This is a genomic window from Nonomuraea basaltis (assembly GCF_005893125.1).
GTDB lineage: Bacteria > Actinomycetota > Actinomycetes > Streptosporangiales > Streptosporangiaceae > Nonomuraea > Nonomuraea basaltis.
The window spans coordinates 1-22,517 of record NZ_VCJS01000063.1 but is presented as its reverse complement, the minus strand read 5'-3'; the positions used below and the strand labels follow the sequence as shown (position 1 = coordinate 22,517).

Sequence of the window (22,517 nt, the reverse complement as noted above, 5' to 3'; positions counted from 1 at the left end):
ATGGCGGCATGAATCGTCCGCTCCGCCGCGATGCGCAGCGCAATCGGGACGCCCTTGTGGAGGCGGCCAAGCAGGTGCTGGCCGAGCGTGGTGTCGATGCGCCGCTGGAGGCCGTGGCCAAGCGGGCCGGGGTGGCGATCGGCACCCTCTACCGGCACTTTCCCGAGCGCGGGGATCTGATCGACGCCATTCTCGATGGGAAGGTGACGGCCTGGACCGAGCTGGCCAGGGAGGCGTTGGCCGTGGACGACGCCTGGGAGGGGCTGGTGCGGTTTCTGGAGCGTACGTGCGAGCTGCAGGCGAGGGATCGGGCCTTCACCGAGCTGGCCTGCATGTCGCACCAGAGCGATCGGACCGAGATCAACCGGCTGATCTTCCAGCTGGTGGAGCGGGCTCAGCGGGCCGGGGTGCTGAGGAGCGATGTCGGGCCGGTCGATCTGGCGTTCTTCATGATGGCGAACTCGCGGGTGGCGGAGGCCGATCCCGAGCAGTGGCGACGTCATTTCACTCTCATGCTCGACGCCTTCCGCGCCGGGCCGCGCGGCGGTCCAGCGGCCCGGCCCAGTTGAGCGGTGGCCTTGTCCGGTGTTCTCCATGGGAAAACCGTTCGCCTTGACGTGCCGTCCATGAAACTGTCGAGTTCTGATGATCCGATGGACCGAGGCGGGGCGGGAACGGTCGGCGGTGTGGCGTTCGGCGCTGGGTGCGCCGCCGCCCGAGCGCGTCGTGGTCGCCGACGACCGTACGAAAGCCGCCACCGCCTACCGCCTGGCCTGCGAGGGCACCGCGCTGCTGTGGCACGGTGACTTCCAGAACGCCCGCCTGCTCCTGAGCGCCATGGGCCGCCGCTGCAAGCCCGCCGCTCCCGGCTCCGGCTTCCACCGTCACCGCCAGGCCCAGTCCCAGCGCGCTCGCACGCTCGGCATGCTGCTCATCCCCTACGACGCCGGCCACGTGGTGCCGCTGCGCAGGGCGCCGGACGTGCGGGAGGCCTGCGCCGAGGTGTACGGCCCGACGGCGCCCCCGGGCGTGGGCCAGCTGCGCGAGCTCCTCGGCCTGATCGGGGCGCACGAGTGGCGCAAGAAGGGCGTGTACGTCCCCGCGCTCGGCGCCCGCGTCCACCCGTACCACGGCGTGTTCTCCCCCATCAGGGGCGAGTACGTCGATCTGGTCGCCGAAGCGCCGCTGCCCGCCGACCGGCTGGCGTTCGACATCGGCACCGGCACGGGGGTGCTGGCGGCGGTGCTCGCCAGGCGCGGGGTCCGGCATGTCGTGGCCACCGACCTGGACCGGCGGGCCGTGGAGTGCGCCGGCGACAACGTGGCGCGGCTGGGGCTGGACGACCGGGTGGAGATCGTCCGGGCGGACCTGTTCCCGCCGGGGCGGGCGCCGCTCGTCGTGTGCAATCCGCCGTGGCTGCCCGCCAAGCCGGCCTCGCCCCTCGACCAGGCCGTTTACGACCCAGGTGGGGGGATGCTGCACGGGTTCCTGGGCGGAGTGGGCGAACATCTCGAGCCGGAGGGCGAGGCCTGGCTGATCCTTTCTGACCTGGCCGAGCACCTGGGACTGCGCAGCCGGGACGAGCTGCTGGGCGCGTTCGACCGGGCGGGGCTGCGGGTGGCCGGCCGCCGCGACATCGCGCCGCGCCACAACCGGCCGAAGGACGCGGCGGATCCGCTGCACGCGGCCCGCGCCGCCGAGGTGACCTCGCTCTGGCGGCTCACCCGCCGAGCCGGCTGAACGCCTTCAGGTACGACGACGACGGCGGCGTGCCCGCATGTTAGCGGTGGCCTCTCAGCGGCAGGAGAGACATATGCACATTTCGGGGGTTCAGACCGTTTTGCCTGATCACCGCTACGAGCAGGCGGAGATCACCGAGGCGTTCTCCCGGCTGACCGACTGCGACGAAGAGCTCCTGCGACGCTTCCACGCCGCGACGGGCGTGACGGGCCGCAACCTCGCGCTCCCGCTGGAGGACTACGCCAAGCTCGACTCCTTCGCCCGCGCGAACGACATGTACGCCGAGATCGCCCTCGACCTGACGGAGCAGGCGCTGCGCGGCGCGCTCGACAAGGCGGGCGTACGCCCCGAAAGGGTCGATCACCTGCTCTTCTGCTCCACCACCGGCCTCGCCACACCCTCGCTCGACGCCCGGCTGGCCCAGCGGCTCGAGCTGCGTCCCGACGTCAAGCGCGTGCCCGTGTTCGGGCTCGGCTGCGCGGCGGGCGCGTCCGGGCTGGCGCGCCTGCACGACTACCTGCGCGGCTGGCCAGGTCACGTGGCGGCGCTGGTCTGCGTGGAGCTGTGCTCGCTGACGATCCAGCGCGACGACACCTCGATCGCGAACCTGGTGGCCAGCGGCCTGTTCGGGGACGGCGCGGCGGCCGTCGTGGCGACCGGGCGCGGTCCGGGCCCTGAGGTCGTCGCCACCCGCAGCAGGCTCTACCCCGACACCGAGCACCTCATGGGCTGGGAGGTGGGCGACCACGGGTTCCGGATCGTGCTGGACGCGGACCTGACCGGCTTCGTGGAGCAGGTCCTGGCCGCCGACATCAGGTCCTTCCTCACCGACTACGGCCTGACCCCGGACCAGGTCGCCACCTGGATCTGCCATCCCGGCGGCCCCAAGGTCGTCGAGAAGATCGTGGACACGCTCGGCCTGCCGCCCAAGTCGCTGGAGGTGACCTGGCGGTCGCTGCGCGAGCACGGCAACCTGTCGTCGGTCTCGGTGCTCCACGTGCTGCAGGAGACCCGCGGCCGGCCGGACGCTCCCGCCGTGCTGCTCGCCCTGGGTCCCGGCTTCTCGGCCGAGCTGCTCCTGCTGCACTGGTGAGCGCGTACCTCCGATCACCGTGGAGGATGCGGCGCCGGCCTCCTGCAGACCATGAGAGAACACCTGCCGGTCGCGGGCGGAGGAGACGGTGGCCAGGCTGCCGGCCTTCGCCCAGGAGTCAACGGGCGGGATCCGGCCTGGAAACCGTGATCGGCTCCAGCTCCTCGGGCTGCTTGCCCGGGTAGAGGCCGGTCAAGAGGGTGCTGACCGTGTAGAGGTGCCAGGCCAGGGCGGGCTTCTTCACCACGGGGTCGGCGAACAGGGCGCGCGCCTCGTCCGGGTTCACGATGGGGGCGAGGGCGTCCAGGCTGCCGAGCACCTGCTCGCGCAGCACGTCGGTCAGGGCGGGCCCTGGGCTGGTACGCCAGCTCCACCCGCCTCCCGTCTTCACCGTCGGCATGTGCGCGGGCGGCACATGCGATCGCGTCAACCATTGGGGCCGGCGCTTGGTCATCCCCTCCGCGAACCGCCACGGCTTCCCCTCGATCGGGACGTCCCGCAGCTCGGGGGCGAAGCGCAGGATGAGGTCGTAGATCACCTCTTCGGACAGGCGCCAGCCCTGGTCGAGGGCCAGCGCCGCGCGTACCACCCGGTTGTCCAGGAACGGCCGCACCGGGTCGCCGCGCCGCAACGATCCAGCGCGGGCGCCGGCCTGCCAGCGCCCGACCTTGTACCAGATGTAGATGTGGTCGAGGGCCTCCAGCCGATCCGCGCGGTCCTGCCAGGGCCTGGCCAGCTCGCGCGCGTGCTCGTTGGCCTCAGCGGTGAACAGCCTCTCGTCCTTGCAGAACGTGGTGATGATCCGCCGCAGCAGCGCCTTGTCGCTCAGGTCGCTCTGGAGCAGATTCAGGCTGCCCGCGCGCAGCGTCTCGCCGCTCTGCCCGGACATGGTCGGCTTTCTGGAGTACGGGAGGTAGCTCACGATCGACTCGTACGCCGACGTCATGCCCTCGCACGTGCGTAACGTCTCCCACGCCCGGCCCAGCGGGTGCTCCACCAGCACGGCGTCCCGCTCGGCCGTCTGGGGCGGGGCGATGACCGTGTGCTCCACCTTCAGCCTGGCCGCGATCCGCCGCGCGATGATCACGTCGGGGTGCGTGTCGAGCCCGTTCGTCGTCACCCGGAACGGCACCCGCGCCGCGTGCAGCAGCGCCGCCAGGATGCGGGTGTCGCGCCCGCCGGTCAGCGCCAGGTTGACCGGCTCGCCCAGGTCGCGCAGCGGCGCGACGGTGGCCAGGAGCGCCTCGGCCAGCTCGCCGATCGCCGCCCGCTTCGCGCGGCGTGTCGCGGGCGGCGGCGCCGCCTCGGGCAGCGGGGCCTGCGTGATCGTACGCGTGCCGTCCCGTACCACGAGCCGCGAGCTGGGCCGCAGCGCCGACACCCCCTTGTACGGAGTCTCGTCCGACAGGAAGAACCCCTGCCTGACTATCGTCTGCAGAGCCAGGACGTCGTGCTCGATCCGGTCCGCCGGCTGGGCCGCCAGGTGCACGAGCAGGGCGCGGCTGCCGACGACGTGCAGATCGGGCGTCTCGGCGTAGAAGACGGGGCAGACCCGGTTGATCGCGGTGCCGGCGGCCAGCTCGCCGTCGCGGGCGAGCCAGGCGGAGAAACAGCCGCCCACGGAGTCGTCGGGCAGCCTGGCCACGTCGGCGGGGTCGGCCAGGTGGCCGTTCAGCCCGATGATCCGGCCCCCGTGCTCGGAGATCAGCGGCGGCTGCCGGGAGTCGTCGGGCTCGTTGGCCCACCCGAACAGCGAGACGCCCCTGCCATGCCATTCCCGTCCCCGGATGACGTCGGCGGGCACCGGGAACGCGAGGTCGATAACGGAACGGACCCTGTCAAGGACACGGGCGGGTACGTCCAGCCGCTTCGCGGCCACACCCAAGTAGACGCGCACGCACCCCTGCCTACCTCATATGCCCCATTTGTCACAACCGATCACGTATAGATCGCGGTTTGCGCTCGCTTGAGTCACCGGCCCGGCCGCTCGAGATCAAGTTCCGTCGTAGGGGTCGGAGGTGGTTGAGAAATGAGATTTCGACCTTTAGCCGTCGGTATCGGTCTTGCCGCGGTGCTGGCTCTCGCCGCATGCGCCGGCGACTCGGGAGGCTCGACGAGCGACGAGAAGGCGCCCCACCCTGCCAGCGCGAACCAGCAGCCGGCCATCCCGCGACCGTCGCCGACCAAGACTCAGGAGAACGCCGAACAGGACACGACCGCGGCCCAGATCTCCACGTTCGCGCTGGACGTGGACACCGCCTCGTACGGCTACGCCCGCCGTACCCTCCAGGAGGGCCGCTGGCCCGCCCCCGGCGAGATCCGTCCCGAGGAGTGGGTCAACGCGTTCAGGCAGGACTACGCGCAGCCGTCCGACGACGGTTTCGCCGTGCACGTGGACGGCGCGAAGCTGCCCTCCCGCGACGAGGCCGTCCTCCGCGTGGGCCTGCAGACGCGCGCGTCCGACACGGCGGCGCGGCGGCCGGCCAACCTCACGTTCGTGATCGACGTGTCCGGGTCGATGGCCGAGGCGGGCCGTCTCGACCTGGTCAAGTCGGCCCTGCTCACGCTGCTCGACCAGCTCGCGCCCGGCGACCAGGTGTCGATCGTGTCGTTCAGCGACGACGCCGAGGTGCTGGCCTCCATGACCCCGCTGACCGCCAGGAACGAGCTGAAGAGCGCGGTGGACCGGCTCGCCATCGATGGCGGCACGAACCTGGAGGCCGGCCTGGTCACCGGCTACCAGGAGGCGTCCAAGGCGTTCCGGCCCGCCGCCACCAACCGCGTCATCCTGCTCTCCGACGGCCTGGCCAACCAGGGCAGCACCGAGTGGGAGACCATCCTGGAGCAGGTCAAGGAGTACGCGGGCAAGCAGGTCGCGCTGCTCACCGTCGGCGTCGGCAGGGATTACGGCGACGAGTTGATGGAGCAGCTGGCCGACAACGGCGACGGCATGGCCGTGTACGTCAGCTCCGAGGAGGAGGCCACCAAGATCTTCACCACCCAGCTGCCGGCCACCATCGAGCTGCGGGCGCGCGACGCCAAGGCGCAGGTGGTGTTCAACCCGTCGGTCGTGGAGAGCTACCAGCTCATCGGGTACGAGAACCGGTCCCTGACCACCGAGGAGTTCCGCGACGACAGCCGCGACGGCGGCGAGATCGGCCCGGGCCACTCGGTCACCGCCCTCTACGCACTCCGCCTCAAGCCGGGCGCGAACGGGCAGCTCGCCCAGGCGACCGTACGCTGGCAGGACCCCGACACCCGGGCGGCCTCAGAGGCGAGCAAGTCGCTGCAGACCGGCGACCTGGCCGCGGGCGTGTGGGACAAGGGGACTCCGGTCCGGCTTCAGGTGGACGTGGTGGTGGCGGCGTTCGCCGTCTACCTGCGGGACAGGAAGGCGTTCGGGATGGACCTGCCGGAGCTCAGCGAGCACGCTTCGCGGCTGGCGTCGGTCTCCGAGGACCCGATGGTGTCGGAGCTGGTCACGCTCATCGAGAAGGCCAGGCCGATCGGGTAGGCGGGCCGGCGATGACGACTTGCCGCTGACCGGCCAGGTCGATCAGCCTGAAGGACATGAACGTGACGATCACGCCCCCCGGCCTTCGCCCAGAGGGCCGGGGTGAGGGAGCGTGCTTCAGGAGCCGCGAAGTCCGATACACTCGTAGCGCGGCAAGGGGCTATGGCGCAGCTGGTAGCGCGCCTCCATGGCATGGAGGAGGTCTGGGGTTCGAATCCCCATAGCTCCACAAGAATACCGCCTCTGACCTGCCGGAATATCGACAGGGCAGGGGCGGTTTCGCGTTATGAAGGCCCCGGGGACATAAGCTCCCGCGCCTACGTTCGCGGAGCTCTCCTGGCCCAGAAGGGACAGATGGGCTTCCTGCCGCCGATCCTGCGTGCCTTCACCGCACCGGTGCGCTGAAAGCCGTAGTCAGATCGGCACCCCGGTCAGAGCCGGTAGTCGAAGGTGTAGGAGTGGCCGCCGCCGGGGCCGATGACGATGTCCATCTCGCCCCTCAGGCCGCGCAGCTCCCCGGTCGCCGAGTCCGGCACCACCGAGATCCGCAGCGACTGCTCGCCCTTGTCGCTCACCGCGTTGTGCTGGACGGCGAAGCTGCCCGACCGGCCCTCCAGGGTCCCCTCGATGCGTTCCAGCGCCACGTACGAGCGCGAATCCTCCACCGGGGTCGTCGCCACCAGCAACGTGACGACGCTGGTGGCGGTCAGGTCCCCATGGAAGGTCTTGGACATGGTCACGAGCCCGAGCGTCACGCCGTCGCGGTCGTCGAAGGCGGGCTTGGCGTCCCAGTCGGCGGTGTCGAACGTTCCCTTTGCGGTCATGGGGGCATCATGCCAGTCATATCTGTCAGATCATGTCAGGTACCGGCGAGCCGCTCCACCACCGGCGCGAACTGATCCAGGTACTGGGCGTTCACCGACACGTACGAGACCCCGAGCCGGTCCCTGCGGCGCCGCAGCACGTCCGCCATCTCGTCCGGCGTCCCCCTGAGCAGCCCGGTGGCTGTGGCGTCGAGGCGGCCGAGCCAGGCCGGCGGCTCCGCGCCGGCGGCCGCGAGGTTCATGCCGAGCTCCAGGTCGTGGAAGCGGTCCCCGGCCAGCTCGTACAGCTCGTCCAGCTTGGCCGCCACCTGCTCCTCCGTGTAGTGCGGGGGCACGCCGAGCGCGACCGTGTCGGCGCGGGCGGCGGCCAGCCTGAGCAGCTTGGTGCCCGACGCGGCGACCAGGATCCGGACGTCCTTGACGGCGTCGATGGTCTCGGCGAGCCGCTCGATCCGCTCGCTGGGCGTGCCGAACCTGACGCCGAGCTCGGCGGCCTCCCGTTCGGCGTCCGGGCGGCCGGCGCCCAGGCCGAGCTCGAACCGGCCGCCCGTGAGCGTCTGCAGGGTGGCGGTCTCCCACGCCACGGCCCGCGGCGTGCGGTTGGCGACGCTCAGGACGTACGTGCCGACGCGCAGGGTGGTCGTGACCGTGGCGGCCACGGCGGCGGCGGTGAAGGGCGACAGCGTGCCGAGCGTGTCGGGCACCAGCAGCGTGGCGTAGCCGAGGTCCTCAGCCCGGCGGGCCAGGCCCGCCCACGTGCCGGCGTCGGGGGCTTGTCCGGCGACCGCGCCGAACCTGAACGGGTGATGGGTCATGTCCCCACGATCGCGGACCGGCGGGCCGGGCACATCGTCCCCCGGACCGGTGATCGGCTACATCCAGGGGCGCAGCGCCTCCGCGGCGCGCTACTCCCCCAGCAGTATCCGGGTGAAGTCGTTGCCGAACTTGCCCGCCGGGTCCAGCCGCCGGGCCAGCGAGCGGAAGCGGTCGGGGCAGGACGGCCACCGGGTGAACAGCTTGCCCCAGTGCGGCCGGGGGTCGAACGGCGCCAGCGTCTCCTCCACCAGCTCCAGCACCGGCAGCACGCCCGCCAAGTCCTTCACCCAGGTGAAGTGCACGCCCACGCCGTCGCGCCCGTGGAAGGGGCTGAGCCACAGGTCGTCGGCGGCGACCGTGCGTACCTCCGAGATGTGCAGAACCGGCCGGATCCGGTCGCCGATCGCGTACAGCTCGCGCAGCGCCTTGACCGCGTGCTCCCTCGGCAGGATCAGCTCCGACTGCAGCTCGTCACCCGCGCCGCTCGGCTCGTAGTCGGGGCGGAAGTGCGGGAGCCGCTCGTGCCAGGGTCCTGGCACGCCGAGCTGGAGCGTGCAGCTGTCGGCCGGCATGTCCGGCAGCGGGTGACGGGGGCCGTCGGCGGGGCGGGTGCCGTACCAGTCGGGGCTGGTCAGCTCGTCGGTGCGCTTCAGCCAGACGCGCGTGTCGCGCCAGTCGGTGAAGAGGCTGACGCTGTAACCGCTGGACATGATCTCGTCGAAGTCGGCGAGCGCGTCGGCGGACAGGCCCTCGCGGACGTACTGGCGCACCTCGAAGGCGGGCACCAGGTCGAGCGTCAGCGAGGTGACGACGCCGAGCGCGCCCAGCGCCACCACCGCGCCGGGGAAGTCGGCGTCCCCGCGCGACAGGGTGAGCACCGAGCCGTCGGCGGTGACGAGGTCGAGCGCCGACACGGCGGCGGCCAGGCTGGGGTTCGCGTCGCCGGAGCCGTGCGTGCCGGTCGCGACCGAGCCGGCCACGGAGATGTGCGGCAGCGAGGCCATGTTCGCCAGCGCGAACCCGGCCTCGTTCAGCAGTGGGGCCAGCCGCGCGTACGTCATGCGCGCGCCGACCCGGACCTTGGCCGCCGCGCTGTCGATCTCCACTGCGTCCGGCATCCGGTCGAGGATCACGAGATCGCCGGTGGTGTCCGCGACGTCGTTGAACGAGTGACCGCTCCCCAGCGCCCGCACCCGGGGACTGGCCGCGACGAGCCGCTGGAGCTCGTCGAGCGAGGAGGGATGGTGGACATCGCCTGCACGGAATGCGGTGTTTCCCGCCCAATTGGTCAGCGTCACGGCCTTACCTTCCCATAGACATGCCTTGTCAGCCCGGCCGGGTGCCGCTAGGTTCGTGTGCCGCTGACGGAGGTGTGCCGTGTTCTATCTGTCCCAGGCGATCGGCCTGGTCACGCTCGTCCTCTGGCTCTATTGCCTCTTCGACGTGATCACCACGCCTGACACGCTCTGCCGGAACCTGCCCAAGATCCTCTGGGTGGTGATCGTGTTCCTGGCCCCGCTGATCGGCTCGATCATCTGGCTGGTGGCGGGCCGGCCGGAGCGGGCTCAGACGCCCACGCGGCCCAGCGCGTTCCCCGAGTACGACCGCCCGGGCCGGTTCGCCGCCACCAGTCCGGACGACGACGAGGAGTTCCTGCGCCGCTGCCGCGAGCGCGCCGAGGAGCAGCGCAGGAAGGCGCCCGAGAAACCGGCCGAGGACGACTAGAAGCCCTGGGCCAGGCGGTAGTACGCCTGGTTCCAGCGCAGCTCCTTGGTGAACCGCTCGGTCGTCGTGTCGGAGTCGATGACCAGCAGCTCCACGCCGAGCATGTCGGACAGGTCGGTCAGCTCCTCCCGGCCGACGGCCGTGGACAGCACGGTGTGGTGCGGGGCGCCCGCGGTCAGCCACGACTCGGTGGACGTACGCAGGTTCGGGCGGGGGCTCCAGACCGCGCGGGCCACCGGCAGCTTGGGCAGCGGGTGGGGCGGCGCCACGATGTCGATCTCGTTGGCCACCAGCCGGAACCTGTCTCCCATGTCGGCCAGGCCGACCACGATGCCGGGACCCGGCTCGGCGTCGAACACGAGCCTGACCGGGTCCTCCCGGTTGCCGATGCCCAGCGGGTGGATCTCGCACGACGGCGTGCCGACCGCAATGGACGGGCAGACCTCGAGCATGTGCGCGCCCAGGATGAGCTCCTGGCCGGGCGTCAGGTCGTAGGTGTAGTCCTCCATGAACGACGTGCCGCCCGGCGCCCCCTTGGCCGACATGGCCTTGAGCGTGCGCAGCAGCACCGAGGTCTTCCAGTCGCCCTCGCCGCCGAAGCCGTAGCCGTCGGCCATGAGCCGCTGCACGGCCAGGCCGGGGAGCTGGCGCAGGCCGCCGAGGTCCTCGAAGTTCGTGGTGAACGCCTTGAAGCCGCCGGACTCGAGGAAACCGCGCAGGCCCAGCTCGATCCTGGCCGCGTAGCGCAGCGACTCGTTGCGCTCACCGAGCAGCTCAGGGGCGACCCGATAGGCCTCCTCGTACTCCTTGACCAGCGCGCTCACGTCGGCGTCCGAGACGGCGTCCACGACCTCGACCAGGTCGTTGACGCCGTAGGTGTTGACCGAGACGCCGAAGCGCAGCTGCGCCTCGACCTTGTCGCCCTCGGTGACGGCCACGTCGCGCATGTTGTCGCCGAAACGCGCCAGCTTCAGCGTCCGCACCTCGGCCAGGCCCTTGGCGGCGCGTACCCAGGTCTGGATGCGCTCGCCCACCGACGGGTCGGAGACGTGCCCGGCCACCGTCTTGCGCGGCACGCCCAGGCGGGTCTGCACGTGGCCGAACTCGCGGTCACCGTGGGCGGCCTGGTTGAGGTTCATGAAATCCATGTCGATGGAGCTCCACGGCAGCTCCACGTTGGCCTGGGTGTGCAGGTGCAGCAGCGGCTTGCGTAGCGCGTCGAGGCCGGCGATCCACATCTTGGCCGGGGAGAACGTGTGCATCCACGCGATCACGCCGGCGCACGAGTCGTCCGCGTTGGCCTCGAGCATGATCCGCCGGATCGCCGCGGCGTCCGTGAGCACGGGCTTCCACTCGACGGTGACGGGCAGCTGCTCGGCGATCCGTTGAGACTGCTCGGCCACCTGGCGCAGCGTGTCCTCGCCGTACAGTCCCTGGCTGCCGGTCAGAAACCAGATGTTCAACGCGGGCTCCTCTGTCCGTAGACGTTCTGATAGCGGTCGTACAGGCGGTCGATGTCGTCCTGCGCGATGGGCAGCGGCTCGCCGAGCTGCCTGGCCAGGTGGACCGTACGGGCCACGTCCTCGCACATCACGGCCGCCTTCACCGCGGCCTTCGGGTCCTTGCCGATGCTGAACACGCCGTGGTTCTGCATGAGCACGGCCTTCGAGCGGTGGCCCTTGAGCGTCTCGACGATGCCCTGGCCGATGGAGTCGTCGCCGATCAGCGCGAACGGGCCGATCGGGATCTCGCCGCCGAACTCGTCGGCCATCGCGGTCAGCACGCAGGGGATGGCCTCGCCGCGGGCGGCCCAGGCGCAGGCGTACGTGGAGTGGGTGTGCACGACGCCGCCCACGTCGGGCATGTTGCGGTAGACGTACGCGTGCGCGGCCGTGTCGCTGGACGGCGCGTGCTCGCCCGCCACCAGGTTGCCGTCGAGGTCGCACACGACCATGTTCTCCGGCGTCAGCTCGTCGTAGGAGACCCCGGACGGCTTGATGACGAACAGGTCCTCGCCAGGGATCCGCCCGGACACGTTACCGGCCGTCCAGACGACCAGGTTGTAGCGGACCAGCTCGGCGTGCAGGTCAGCGACGGTCTTTCTCATTGCCTCACTCCGTTCGGCGGCTCGGTCGCCATATGCCGTCGGCACTCCCTCGCGGCTCATGCGTGGGCCTCGTTCCTGATCGCGCGCAGCGTGTGCAGCATCTGTCCGTCTCCGAAGAAGTCGTGGAGCCTGCGGTACTCGGCGTAGAGCCGGTCGTAGGCGTCGGCGCGGGCCTCGTCGGGCACGTACGCGGCCTCCGTGCGCTTGCCCATGGCCGCGGCGGCCTCCTCGATGCCGGGGTAGGCGCCGGCGGCGACGGCCGCGTGGATGGCCGAGCCGAGCGCGGGCCCCTGGTCGGAGCCGATGACCGACAGCGGGCGGCGCAGCACGTCGGCGTAGACCTGCATGAGGAAGGGGTTCTTCAGCAGGCCGCCGGCGACGACGAACTCCTCGACGGGCACGCCGGCCTTCTCGAACGTCTCCACGATCATGCGGGCGCCGTACGCGGTGGACTCGATGAGCGCCCGGTAGACGTCCTCGGGCTTGGTCGCCAAGGTCTGACCGATGATCACGCCGGACAGGTTGTGGTCCACCAGCACCGAGCGGTTGCCGCCGAACCAGTCCAGCGCGACGAGGCCGTGCTGGCCCACGGCCTGCTTCTCGGCCAGCGAGGTGAGCTGCTCGTGCCCGTCGGACCCGAAGTTGTCGACGAACCAGGCGAAGATGTCGCCGACCGCCGACTGCCCGGCCTCGTAGCCCCACAGGCCGGGCACGACGCCGTCCTTGACCACGCCGCACATGCCGGGCACCTCGGCGAGCTGGTCGCTGGGCATGACGTGGCAGGTGGAGGTGCCCATGATGGCCACCATCTGGCCGGGGCGCACGGCGTCGGCGGCGGCGTTGGTCACGTGGGCGTCCACGTTGCCGACGGCCACGGCGACGCCCTCGGGCAGCCCCGTCCACTCGGCGGCCTGGCCGGTCAGGCGGCCGGCGAGGCCACCGAGCGGGGCGACCGTCACGCCGTTGACCTTCTCGCCGACACTGCCGGTGGCGAGCTTGCCGACGAACCCGGCGAAGCCGGGGTTGAGCTCGGCCAGGAACTCCTCGGACGGATAGCTGCCGTCCTGGAAGATGCCCTTGTAGCCGACGGTGCAGATGTTGCGGCTCTCGACGCCGGTGAGCTGCCAGATGATCCAGTCGGCGGCCTCGATCCAGCGCTCGGCCCTGGCGTAGACGCCGGGGGCCTCCTCAAGGACCTGCAGGCCCTTGGCGAACTCCCACTCGGAGGAGATCTTGCCACCGTAGCGCGGCAGCCAGCTCTCGCCCCGGCGCGCGGCCAGGTCGTTGATCCGGTCGGCGTGCGACTGCGCGGCGTGGTGCTTCCAGAGCTTCGGCCACGCATGCGGCTCCGAAGGGGTCTCGAAGCACAGAGGCGTGCCGTCGGCCGTGGTCGGCAGCACGGTGCAGGCGGTGAAGTCGGTGCCGATGCCGATGACCTGCCCGGGCTCGACGCCCGCGGCGGCGATCGCTCCGGGCACGGCGATCTTGAGCACGTCGATCCAGTCCTGCGGCGACTGCAGCGCCCAGTCTGGACCGAGCTTCACGTCGGAGCCTGGGAGCGTCTGCTCGATGACGCGGTGGGTGTACTCGTGGACGGCGCTGCCCAGTTCGGCGCCGTCGCTCACGCGGACGACGACCGCACGCCCGGACAGCGTGCCGAAATCGACTCCGACCACGTAGTTGTTAGCGTTCACATTGGACTCCAGGGGGTTTCCGGGGGCATGCCAATCATCTACCGGTGCCGGGCAGGGGCTGTACTCGACCTCACCACGAAGCTGGGCCGCACGACCAGGCGCTCGTACGCGGTGGCGTCCACGTCGATCTGCCGTAGCAGGACCTCGATGCAGTGCCGGCCCACCACGTCGAAGTCCTGTCTGACCGTGGTGAGCGGCGGTGAGAAGAACGCCGACTCGGGGATGTCGTCGAAGCCGACCACGCTGATCCGCCCGGGGACCGGCACGCCCATCTCGCTGAGGGCGCGCAGCACGCCGAGCGCCATCTGGTCGTTGGCCGCGAAGATGGCGGTGACGTCGTCCATCGCGGCCAGGCTCTTGCCGGCTTCGTAGCCGGCGCGCGGGCTCCAGTCGCCGGCCAGCGGCTCGGGTACCGGACGGCCCGCCTCCTCCAGGGCGGCGCGCCAACCCTCGATCCTGCCCTCGCTCTCCAGCCACTCCGCCGGGCCGCTGACGTGCCAGACCGTCTCGTGGCCCAGGTCCAGCAGGTGCCGCGTGGCGAGCCTGGCGCCCTCGATCTGGTCGATGCACACCACCGACACGTCGGCCCGGTGCGTGGTGCCCTCGACCGCCACCGCCGGCATGCCGGACGGCAGGCTCTCCAGGGCGTGAGAGGCCGAGTATTGCGGCGCGACCACCACGACCCCGTCAACGCCCTGCTCGGTGAGGTAGTCGACGGCGTCGCGCACGCTGTCGGCGTCGATCGACTTGAGGCTCACGATGCTCACGAAGTAGCCCGCGGTCCTGGCCGCCTGCTCGATGCCGTAGATGGTGCTGGCGGGGCCGTACAGCGTGGTGTCGAAGCTGACCACGCCGAGCGTCCTCGAGCGCTTGGTGACCAGGGCGCGGGCGACCAGGTTGCGCCGGTAGCCCAGCCGGGAGATCGCCTCCTCCACCCGGGCCCGGGTGTCGGGCCGGACGTTCGGATGGTCGTTGAGCACCCGGGAGACCGTCTGGTGCGACACGCCCGCTTCCTTGGCCACGTCGGCCATGACCGGCAGGCGCCGTCTGGGTGTCGTCACGGTCCTCCTTTCGCTGGGCTCAGAAGATCATATTCAGCGCGAAGTACCTGCCCGGCGCTTGGTCCAGACATCGAACGCGACGGCGGCCAGGAGGACGGCGCCCTTGACGAGCATGACCCGCTCGCTGGGTGAGCCGATCAGGGACATGCCGTTGTTGATGACCGCCATGATCAGACCGCCGGTGATCGCGCCGACCACCTTGCCGACGCCGCCCTGCACGGCAGCGCCACCGATGAAGGCCGCGGCGATGGCGTCCAGCTCGAAGCTGTTGCCCGCCGTCGGACCCGCCTGGTTGAGCCGGCCGGCGAAGATGATGCCGGCGACGGCCGACAGCACGCCCATGTTGACGAAGATCCAGAAGACCACCGACTTGACCTTCACGCCGGACATGACGGCCGCCTGGAGGTTGCCGCCGATGGCGTAGATCTGCCGGCCGAAGACCGTGCGGTTGGCCATCAGCGAGTACGCCAGCACGAGCACCGCCAGCAGCACCAGCACCCACGGCAGGTTCTTGAAGCGGGCCAGCTGCACGACCAGGAAGAGGATCAGCGCGGCGCCGGCGGCCAGCTTGAGCACGAACAGCGCCATGGGCTCGACGGCCTGGCCGTAGCCCTTGCGGGCGCCACGGGTGCGCCACTGGGCGGTGGCCATGCCGGCGATCGCGACGATGCCGATCAGCAGGCTGAACAGGTCGGCGCCGCCGAGCGGGCCGAGGCCGATGTTGTCCAGGTAGCCGTTGGTGAAGCCGTTGGCCAGCGTGCGGACCTGGTCGGGGAACGGGCCGATGCCCTGGTTGCCCAGCACGGTCAGGGTCAGCGCCCGGAACAACAGCATGCCGGCCAGCGTCACGATGAACGCCGGGATGCCGAAGTAGGCGATCCAGTATCCCTGCCAGGCGCCGATCAGCGCGCCGAACACCAGCGTGATCAGCAGGGCCAGCGGCCACGGCATGCCCATGTTCACCATGAGCACGGCGGACAGGGCCCCGGTGACCGCGACCACCGAGCCGACCGACAGGTCGATGTGCCCGGCGATGATGACCAGGATCATCCCGATCGCGAGGATCAGGACGTACGAGTTCTGGACGATGATGTTGGAAATGTTCTGCGGCTGGAGCAGCGCGCCGTCGGTCAGCACCGAGAACAGCGCGATGATCAGCGCGAAGGCGATGTAGATACCGCTCGAACGCAGGTTGAGCGAGATTCCGCCAAGCGACACCCGTCCCGGCCGCCGTGGCGCTCCCCCGTCGCCCTTGGCGCCGACCTGCACGTCGGCGGGCGTGATGCTGCTCATCAGAGCTACTCCTGTCCCTTGGTCATGAGGTGCATGAGGCGTTCCTGCGTGGCGTCCTGGCGTGGTACCTCGCCGGTGATGCGACCTTCAGAAAGTGTGTAGATGCGGTCGCACAGGCCAAGCAGCTCAGGCAACTCAGAAGAGATCACCAGCACGGCCTTGCCCTGGTCGGCGAGGCGGTTGATGATCGTGTAGATCTCATACTTGGCACCGACGTCGATGCCTCGGGTCGGTTCGTCGAGGATGAGCACGTCCGGCTCGGTCAGGATCCACTTGGAGAGCACGACCTTCTGCTGGTTGCCGCCGCTCAGCTTGCCGACGACGCTGGCGACACTGGGCGCCTTGATGTTCATGCTCTTGTGGAACTCTTCGGCGACCCGGTACTCCTCGTGCTCGTTCACCCAGCCGCGCTTGGCCATGCCCTTGAGCCCGGCCGCGCTGATGTTGCGCTTGATGTCCTCGATGAGGTTGAGTCCGTACCTCTTGCGGTCCTCGGTGGCGTAGGCGATGCCGTGCCTGATCGCGTCCTGCACGTTGCGGATCTCGATCGGCTTGCCGTCCTTGAAGACCTTGCCGGAGATGTGCACGCCGTACGCCCGCCCGAACACGCTCATCGCCAGCTCGGTGCGCCCGGCGCCCATGAGCCCGGCCAGTCCCACGATCTCGCCGCGGCGCAGCGTGAGCGCCGCCCCGTCGACCACCTTCCGGCCTGGCTGGCTGGGGCTGTAGACCGTCCAGTCCTCGATGCGCAGCGCCTCGTCGCCGATCGTCGACTCGTGCGGTGGGAAGCGGTTGTCGAGGGCGCGGCCGACCATGCCGGAGATGATGCGGTCCTCGGTCACGTGGTCGTTCGCCATGTCGAGCGTCTCGATCGTCCGCCCGTCGCGGATGATCGTGACGGAGTCGGCGATCGCGATGACCTCGTTGAGCTTGTGGGAGATGATCACGCAGGTGATGCCCTCGTCCCGGAGCCCGCGCAGCAGGTCGAGCAGGTGGGCGGAGTCGTCGTCGTTGAGCGCGGCGGTCGGCTCGTCGAGGATGAGGAGCTTGACCTCCTTCGACAGCGCCTTGGCGATCTCGACGAGCTGCTGCTTGCCCACTCCGATGTCGGAGATCGTCGTCGTCGGGTTCTCGCGCAGGCCGACCCGCCTCATCAGCTCGCCGGCCTCGTAGTTGGTACGGTTCCAGTCGATGACGCCGCGCTTGGCTCGCTCGTTGCCGAGGAAGACGTTCTCGGCGATCGAGAGCTGCGGGCTGAGCGCCAGCTCCTGGTGGATGATGACGATGCCGGCGTGCTCGCTGTCGCGGATGCCGCCGAACTCGACCCGCCTGCCCTCGAAGGTGATCTCGCCTTCGTAGTCGCCGTGCGGGTAGACCCCGGAAAGCACCTTCATCAGCGTCGACTTGCCGGCGCCGTTCTCGCCGCAGATCGCGTGGATCTCGCCCCGCCGGACGGACAGATTGACGTCCTGCAGCGCCTTCACGCCGGGGAACGTCTTGGTGATCCCGCTCATCCGCAAGATGGTCTCGGTCATATGCTCCTCGCTCACTAATAAGAAACCTGCATGGATCGCCGCTACAGCCTTGACCAGACGCGGCTGTAGGGCGGCTGACCAATTGAGCAGGATTCTTGTTAGCCGGGAAGGCCCGGGGACCTCGCGGTCCCCGGGCTCAGGCCCTTACTTGAGCTGGTCCTCGGTGTAGTAGTTGCCGCCGATGATGACTTCCTTGTAGTTGTCCTTGTCGACGATCACCGGGTCGAGCAGGTACGACGGCACGACCTTATTGCCGTTGTCGTAGTCCTTGGTGTTGTTCACCTCGGGCTGGCCGCCCTTGAGCACGGCGTCGGCCATCTTCACGGTCTGCTCGGCGAGCTTGCGGGTGTCCTTGAAGATGGTGGAGTACTGCTCATCGGCGATGATCGACTTCACCGAAGCGAGCTCGGCGTCCTGGCCGGTCACGGTCGGGTACGGCTGGCCGCTGGTGCCGTAGCCGGAGCTCTTCAGCGCCGACAGGATGCCGATGGACAGGCCGTCGTACGGGGAGAGAACGCCGTCGACCTTGGTGCCGCCGGTGTAGGTCTTGGTGAGGATGTCCTCCATGCGCTTCTGCGCCGTGGCGGGGTCCCACCGCAGGATGGCGGCCTGCTTGAAGTCGGTCTGGCCGCTCTTGATCACGAGCGTGCCGTCGTCGATCTTCGGCTGGAGCACCGACATGGCGCCGTTCCAGAAGAACGTGGCGTTGTTGTCGTCGGGCGAGCCGCCGAACAGCTCGACGTTGAACGGGCCCTTCTTGCCGTCCTCGACGCCGAGGCCCTTGAGGAGCGAGGTCGCCTGCTGCACGCCGACCTTGAAGTTGTCGAAGGTGGCGTAGTAGTCGACGTTCGGGCTGTTGCGGATCAGCCGGTCGTAGGCGATGACCGGGATCTTGTTGTCGGCGGCCTGCTGCAGCTGCGAGGTGATCGCGGTGCCGTCGATCGAGGCGATGATCAGGAGCTTGGCGCCCTTGGTGATCTGGTTCTCGATCTGGTTGGCCTGGGTGGGGATGTCGTTCTCCGCGTACTGGAGGTCGACCTTGTAGCCCAGCTTCTCGAGCTGCTCCTTGACGTTGTCGCCGTCGTGGATCCAGCGCTCAGACGACTTGGTCGGCATGGTCACACCGATCAGCGCGCCGGCGTTACCGGCGGACGCGGAGGAGGAGGCCTCGGTGTCGACCGTCTTCTGGCTGGAGCCGCAGGCCGTCATGACCGCGGCGAGCGCGATGGCCGACACCACGCCCCCGATTCGTCCCAACCTCATGAGTTTCTCCTTGCGATGGGGGTCGCGGCAGCGCTGGACACGGCGACTGCCGATGAAAACGATGAATTCGATCACAAAACGTGACGAATCGGAACAAAGTTCGCGTTCGTTTCCCGCCGATTGTTATCGTTAACAAAGTCTATGTCAACGGTTGGGCATAACCTCACGGAAACTTTCAGGTAACTTTTCCCGCAGGTCAGCGCCTTGACCGGGCCGAGAACAGCCGTTGCAGCAAAATGAAGACGAAGAGCAACAGTCCGATGAAGATCTTGGTCCACCACGAGCTGAGCGTCCCCTCGAAGCTGATGATCGTCTGGATCAGGCCCAGCACGAGCACCCCGAGCACGGTGCCGAACAGGAAGCCGGTTCCTCCGGTCAGCAGCGTGCCCCCGATGACGACCGCCGCGATCGCGTCCAGCTCCATGCCCACGGCGTGCAGCCCGTAGCCGGAGAGCATGTAGAACGACAGCAGCACGCCGCCCAGCGCCGAGCAGAACCCGCTGATCGTGTAGACCGCGATCTTCGTCCGCCCCACGGGCAGCCCCATCAGCAGCGCCGACTGCTCGTTGCCACCGGTCGCGTAGACGGACCTGCCGAGGCGCGTGTAGTGCAGCACGTACGCCGCCACGAGCACGACCACCACGGCGATGATCACGCTGGGCGACACCCACATGTCCGCGAACAGGTCGATCCTCGTCTGCGCGAAGGCCGTGAACGTCGCGTCCTCGATCGGGATCGAGTCGGTTCCGATCGTGTAACACAGCCCTCGGGCCAGGAACATGCCCGCCAGCGTCACGATGAACGGCTGGATGTCGAAGGCGTGCACGATGTAGCCCATCACCAGCCCGAGCCCGGAGCCGATGGCCAGCACCAACGGCACCACCAGGTACGGAGGCCACCCGGGCCCCGCCATCAGGCTCGCCGAGATCATCGTGGACAGCGCCACCACCGACCCCACCGACAGGTCGATGCCCCCGGTGAGGATCACGAACGTCATCCCGACCGCCACGACCAGCAGGAACGCGTTGTCGATGAAAACGTTGAGAATGATCTGCCCGGTGGCGAAGCCCTCGTAGCGGATGCCGCCCGCCACGAACATGGCCACGAACAGGCAGCCGGTCACCAGGACCGGCAGGTACTTGGCCGGGACGGCCGCCCGGCCGATCGTCATCGTGGTCATGCGGTAACTCGCACCTTCTCCTCGGGGGCCGGACTGGGCGGAGCCGTGCGCCCGCGCCGGCGGAAGACCTTCGCGCGGAAGGACGGGGACTGGATGAGGCAGACGGCTGTCACGACCAGCGCCTTGAACAGCAGCGTGGTCTCCGGCGGCACGCCGATCGAGTAGATCGTCGTGGTCAGCGTCTGGATGATCAGCGCGCCCAGCACGGTGCCGCCGAGCGAGAACCGGCCGCCGGCCAGCGACGTGCCGCCGATCACGACGGCCAGGATGGCGTCCAGCTCGATCCACAGGCCGGCGTTGTTGCCGTCGGCGCTGGAGACGTTCGAGCTGATCATCAGCCCGGCGACGCCCGCGCACAGGGCGGCGAACGCGTACACCATGATGATGATCCCGCGTGAGCGGATCCCGGCGAGCCGGCTCGCCTCGGCGTTGCCGCCGACGGACTCGATCAGCATGCCCAGCGCCAGCCGCCGGGTCAGGAACGTGGTGATCGCCAGCACGGCGATCACGATGAGGATGCCGAACGGCACCGTCAGCCAGTAGCCGCCGCCGATCACCTTGAACGCCGGGCTGTTGACGGTGATGATCTGCCCGTCGGTGATGAGCTGCGCCAGGCCGCGCCCGGCCACCATGAGGATGAGCGTGGCGATGATCGGCTGGATGCCGACGCCCGCGACCAGGAATCCGTTCCAGGCGCCCAGCACCACGCACAGCGCGAGCGCCAGCGCCACGGCGGTGAACACGCTCGCGTCCTGGCTGATCTGCAGGCACGCCAGCGCACCGGAGATCGCCACCACCGAGCCGACCGACAGGTCGATGCCGCCCGTCGCGATGACCAGGGTCATGCCGAGCGAGACCAGGATCAGCGGGGCGCCGAACCGGAGGATGTCGATCAGGCTGCCGTACAGGTGGCCGTCCCTGACCTGGATCGAGAAGAAGCTGGGCGTGAAGAGCACGTTCAGCACCAGCAGCAGCACGAGGACCGCCGCCGGCCAGAGGAGCCGTCTCATGTGGTCCGGCCTCCGCTCGCGATCGTTTCCATGAGCACGTCCGTTGTCAGCGAGTCGTCGTTGGGCAGCTCGGCCACCAGCCGCCGGTCGCGCAGCACCTCGACCTTGTGGCAGAGCCGCAGCACCTCCTCCAGCTCGGCGGAGATGAACAACACCGCCATGCCGCCGTCCGACAGCTCGGCCACCAGCCGCTGGATCTCGGTCTTCGCGCCGACGTCGATGCCCCGGGTGGGCTCGTCGAGGATCAGCAGCCGGGGCTCCAGGATGAGCCACCTGGCCAGCACGACCTTCTGCTGGTTGCCACCGCTGAGGTTGCGTACGAGGTGCTCGGGGTTGGGCGGGCTGATCTTCAGGGCCTTGATGTACTTGTCGACCAGGGCGTCCTGCTGCTCACGCGGCACCGGCCTGGTCCAGCCCCTGGTGGCCTGGAGGGCCAGGATGATGTTCTCCCGGACGGTGAGGTCGGGGATGAGCCCGTCGGACTTGCGGTTCTCGGAGCAGAACGCGATTTTGTGGGTCATGGCCGCGCGCGGCGTCCGCAACGACGCCGGCGACCCGCCGACCGCGATCTCGCCCGTGCCTGCGTGGTCGGCGCCGAACAGCAGCCTGGCGATCTCCGTACGGCCGGAGCCGAGCAGCCCCGCCAGGCCGACGACCTCTCCCTGGTGGATGGTCAGGTTGAACGGCTCGATCGCCCCGGCTCGGCCGAGCTCGCGCGCCTCGACCAGGGGCCGGTCGAAGACCTTGGCCTCGCCGTGGAGCCGTTCGAGCGCGGCCAGCTCCTGGCCGATCATCTTGGCGACCAGCTCGACCTGCGGGAGCTGTTTCGTCAGGTATTCGCCGACGAGCCGCCCGTTGCGCAGGATCGTCATCCGGTCCGAGATCTCGTAGATCTGGTCGAGGAAGTGGGAGACGAAGAGGATGGCGATGCCCTCCTCCTTGAGCCGCCTCATCACCCTGAACAGCTGCTCGACCTCGTCCGCGTCCAGGCTGGACGTGGGCTCGTCGAGGATCAGCACCCGGGCGTCGATGTCGATCGCCCGCGCGATGGCCACCATCTGCTGGATGGCCAGCGAGTACGTCGACAGCGGCGCGGACACGTCCAGGCTGAGCTCGAGCCGCGACAGCAACTCGTTCGCCCTGGTACGCATGCGCTTCCAGTCGATGCGCCCGAAGCGGCGCGGCTCGCGGCCGATGAAGATGTTCTCGGCCACGGAGAGGTTCGTGCAGAGGTTGACCTCTTGGTACACCGTGCTGATGCCGGCCTGCTGCGCCTCCAGGGGGCTGCCGAACGCGACGGGTGCGCCGCCCAGCTCGATGGTGCCCGCGTCGGCGGAGTAGACGCCGGTGAGCACCTTGATCAGGGTGGACTTGCCCGCGCCGTTCTCTCCCATGAGCGCGTGCACCTCACCGGGCAGCAGCCGCAGGTCCACGCCGTCCAGGGCCTTCACCCCGGGAAATTGTTTGCCGATCCCGCTCATTGTCAGGACCGGCGCGGGTACAGCCATGTCGTCCCTTCCGTATTCATCGGCCGGATCCACCGCCCTGCCTCGTCACTACGCTTCCTTCGCTCCGCCGTCCAGACGGCGGTGCTCCTGTGTTTCCGCGCCGGCCGCCTCATGTCGCCCGCGGGTTCCTCGGGAAGGGCCGTCAGGGGGACGG

At 69.4% G+C, this 22,517-nt stretch carries 19 protein-coding genes and 1 tRNA gene; 6 read left to right on the top strand and 14 right to left on the bottom strand.

The genetic code is table 11. The annotated features are described in order from the left end of the window. Positions 1–8: 8 nt before the first annotated feature. The 3 genes from EJK15_RS27815 to EJK15_RS27805 all read left to right on the top strand — a co-directional run bounded on the left by EJK15_RS27815 (position 9) and on the right by EJK15_RS27805 (position 2,833). Positions 9–569, top strand: a complete 561-nt coding sequence (locus EJK15_RS27815; protein WP_138713422.1) for a TetR/AcrR family transcriptional regulator — start codon at positions 9–11, stop codon at positions 567–569. 76 nt (positions 570–645) lie between these two features. After that, the gene (locus tag EJK15_RS27810; RefSeq protein ID WP_138713421.1) at positions 646–1,740 is read left to right on the top strand and encodes a methyltransferase; all 1,095 of its coding nucleotides are present in this window, start codon (positions 646–648) and stop codon (positions 1,738–1,740) included. Between the two features lie 37 nt (positions 1,741–1,777). Continuing rightward, the gene (locus EJK15_RS27805; protein WP_138713420.1) at positions 1,778–2,833 is read left to right on the top strand and encodes a type III polyketide synthase; all 1,056 of its coding nucleotides are present in this window, start codon (positions 1,778–1,780) and stop codon (positions 2,831–2,833) included. Between the two features lie 118 nt (positions 2,834–2,951). On the opposite strand, the gene EJK15_RS27800 is transcribed toward EJK15_RS27805, so the two are convergent. After that, complete coding sequence (locus EJK15_RS27800) at positions 2,952–4,730, bottom strand: asparagine synthase-related protein (RefSeq protein ID WP_138713419.1); 1,779 nt, start codon at positions 4,728–4,730, stop codon at positions 2,952–2,954. 132 nt (positions 4,731–4,862) lie between these two features. Here EJK15_RS27800 and EJK15_RS27795 point away from each other — a divergent pair, with 132 nt between their 5' ends. Together EJK15_RS27795 and EJK15_RS27790 are read left to right on the top strand one after the other, a co-directional pair. Further along, entirely contained in the window at positions 4,863–6,347 is a 1,485-nt protein-coding gene (locus EJK15_RS27795) for a vWA domain-containing protein (RefSeq protein ID WP_138713418.1), read from the top strand. Positions 6,348–6,503: 156 nt separating this feature from the next. Next, a tRNA-Ala gene (locus EJK15_RS27790) sits at positions 6,504–6,576 on the top strand. A gap of 202 nt (positions 6,577–6,778) precedes the next feature. Here the strand turns inward: EJK15_RS27790 and EJK15_RS27785 are convergent. From EJK15_RS27785 to EJK15_RS27775, 3 genes are all read right to left on the bottom strand, one after another. Next, the gene (locus tag EJK15_RS27785; protein ID WP_138713417.1) at positions 6,779–7,171 is read right to left on the bottom strand and encodes a DUF3224 domain-containing protein; all 393 of its coding nucleotides are present in this window, start codon (positions 7,169–7,171) and stop codon (positions 6,779–6,781) included. Between the two features lie 35 nt (positions 7,172–7,206). After that, the gene (locus EJK15_RS27780) at positions 7,207–7,986 is read right to left on the bottom strand and encodes an LLM class flavin-dependent oxidoreductase (RefSeq protein ID WP_138713416.1); all 780 of its coding nucleotides are present in this window, start codon (positions 7,984–7,986) and stop codon (positions 7,207–7,209) included. A gap of 90 nt (positions 7,987–8,076) precedes the next feature. Next, positions 8,077–9,285, bottom strand: a complete 1,209-nt coding sequence (locus EJK15_RS27775) for an FAD-binding protein (RefSeq protein ID WP_138713415.1) — start codon at positions 9,283–9,285, stop codon at positions 8,077–8,079. A 79-nt stretch (positions 9,286–9,364) separates the two neighbouring features. On the opposite strand from EJK15_RS27775, the gene EJK15_RS27770 reads away from it, so the two are divergent. Further along, positions 9,365–9,712 carry a PLD nuclease N-terminal domain-containing protein gene (locus EJK15_RS27770; protein ID WP_138713414.1) on the top strand — a complete coding sequence of 116 codons (348 nt, stop codon included), beginning with the start codon at positions 9,365–9,367 and terminating at the stop codon, positions 9,710–9,712. Here EJK15_RS27770 and araA read toward each other — a convergent pair. The 10 genes from araA to EJK15_RS27720 form a co-directional block, all read right to left on the bottom strand. After that, positions 9,709–11,175 carry an L-arabinose isomerase gene (araA, locus tag EJK15_RS27765; RefSeq protein WP_138713413.1) on the bottom strand — a complete coding sequence of 489 codons (1,467 nt, stop codon included), beginning with the start codon at positions 11,173–11,175 and terminating at the stop codon, positions 9,709–9,711. The genes EJK15_RS27770 and araA overlap by 4 nt on opposite strands. Further along, positions 11,172–11,879, bottom strand: coding sequence for an L-ribulose-5-phosphate 4-epimerase (locus EJK15_RS27760; protein WP_138713412.1), 708 nt, complete (start codon positions 11,877–11,879; stop codon positions 11,172–11,174). Before EJK15_RS27760 ends, araA begins: the two co-directional genes overlap by 4 nt. Next, the gene (gene araB, locus EJK15_RS27755; protein WP_138713466.1) at positions 11,876–13,495 is read right to left on the bottom strand and encodes a ribulokinase; all 1,620 of its coding nucleotides are present in this window, start codon (positions 13,493–13,495) and stop codon (positions 11,876–11,878) included. The genes EJK15_RS27760 and araB overlap by 4 nt, the downstream gene beginning before the upstream one ends. A 56-nt stretch (positions 13,496–13,551) precedes the next feature. Continuing rightward, entirely contained in the window at positions 13,552–14,574 is a 1,023-nt protein-coding gene (locus EJK15_RS27750; protein WP_420847093.1) for a LacI family DNA-binding transcriptional regulator, read from the bottom strand. A 33-nt stretch (positions 14,575–14,607) separates the two neighbouring features. After that, on the bottom strand, positions 14,608–15,867 hold the full coding sequence (mmsB, locus tag EJK15_RS27745) for a multiple monosaccharide ABC transporter permease (protein WP_206061137.1): 1,260 nt from the start codon (positions 15,865–15,867) through the stop codon (positions 14,608–14,610). A gap of 5 nt (positions 15,868–15,872) precedes the next feature. Continuing rightward, positions 15,873–17,402, bottom strand: a complete 1,530-nt coding sequence (mmsA, locus tag EJK15_RS27740; RefSeq protein WP_138713411.1) for a multiple monosaccharide ABC transporter ATP-binding protein — start codon at positions 17,400–17,402, stop codon at positions 15,873–15,875. A gap of 144 nt (positions 17,403–17,546) precedes the next feature. Beyond that, positions 17,547–18,665 carry a multiple monosaccharide ABC transporter substrate-binding protein gene (gene chvE / locus EJK15_RS27735; RefSeq protein WP_138713410.1) on the bottom strand — a complete coding sequence of 373 codons (1,119 nt, stop codon included), beginning with the start codon at positions 18,663–18,665 and terminating at the stop codon, positions 17,547–17,549. A 196-nt stretch (positions 18,666–18,861) separates the two neighbouring features. Beyond that, positions 18,862–19,845 (bottom strand): galactofuranose ABC transporter, permease protein YjfF, encoded by a 984-nt coding sequence (gene yjfF, locus EJK15_RS27730; protein ID WP_138713409.1) that lies wholly within the window; start codon positions 19,843–19,845, stop codon positions 18,862–18,864. After that, the gene (locus tag EJK15_RS27725; protein ID WP_138713408.1) at positions 19,842–20,855 is read right to left on the bottom strand and encodes an ABC transporter permease; all 1,014 of its coding nucleotides are present in this window, start codon (positions 20,853–20,855) and stop codon (positions 19,842–19,844) included. The genes yjfF and EJK15_RS27725 overlap by 4 nt, the downstream gene beginning before the upstream one ends. Further along, positions 20,852–22,363, bottom strand: coding sequence for a sugar ABC transporter ATP-binding protein (locus EJK15_RS27720; protein WP_138713407.1), 1,512 nt, complete (start codon positions 22,361–22,363; stop codon positions 20,852–20,854). The genes EJK15_RS27725 and EJK15_RS27720 overlap by 4 nt, the downstream gene beginning before the upstream one ends. Positions 22,364–22,517 lie beyond the last annotated feature (154 nt).

Coding starts and splice junctions, on each gene's coding strand:
- EJK15_RS27810 (WP_138713421.1), top strand. CDS start 646: ATGATCCGATGGACCGAGGCGGGGCGGGAACGGTCGGCGGTGTGGCGT.
- chvE (WP_138713410.1), bottom strand. CDS start 18,665: ATGAGGTTGGGACGAATCGGGGGCGTGGTGTCGGCCATCGCGCTCGCC.
- EJK15_RS27815 (WP_138713422.1), top strand. CDS start 9: ATGAATCGTCCGCTCCGCCGCGATGCGCAGCGCAATCGGGACGCCCTT.
- EJK15_RS27780 (WP_138713416.1), bottom strand. CDS start 7,986: ATGACCCATCACCCGTTCAGGTTCGGCGCGGTCGCCGGACAAGCCCCC.
- EJK15_RS27795 (WP_138713418.1), top strand. CDS start 4,863: ATGAGATTTCGACCTTTAGCCGTCGGTATCGGTCTTGCCGCGGTGCTG.
- EJK15_RS27720 (WP_138713407.1), bottom strand. CDS start 22,363: ATGGCTGTACCCGCGCCGGTCCTGACAATGAGCGGGATCGGCAAACAA.
- EJK15_RS27785 (WP_138713417.1), bottom strand. CDS start 7,171: ATGACCGCAAAGGGAACGTTCGACACCGCCGACTGGGACGCCAAGCCC.
- yjfF (WP_138713409.1), bottom strand. CDS start 19,845: ATGACCACGATGACGATCGGCCGGGCGGCCGTCCCGGCCAAGTACCTG.
- mmsA (WP_138713411.1), bottom strand. CDS start 17,402: ATGACCGAGACCATCTTGCGGATGAGCGGGATCACCAAGACGTTCCCC.
- mmsB (WP_206061137.1), bottom strand. CDS start 15,867: ATGAGCAGCATCACGCCCGCCGACGTGCAGGTCGGCGCCAAGGGCGAC.
- EJK15_RS27725 (WP_138713408.1), bottom strand. CDS start 20,855: ATGAGACGGCTCCTCTGGCCGGCGGCGGTCCTCGTGCTGCTGCTGGTG.
- EJK15_RS27760 (WP_138713412.1), bottom strand. CDS start 11,879: ATGAGCCGCGAGGGAGTGCCGACGGCATATGGCGACCGAGCCGCCGAA.
- EJK15_RS27805 (WP_138713420.1), top strand. CDS start 1,778: ATGTTAGCGGTGGCCTCTCAGCGGCAGGAGAGACATATGCACATTTCG.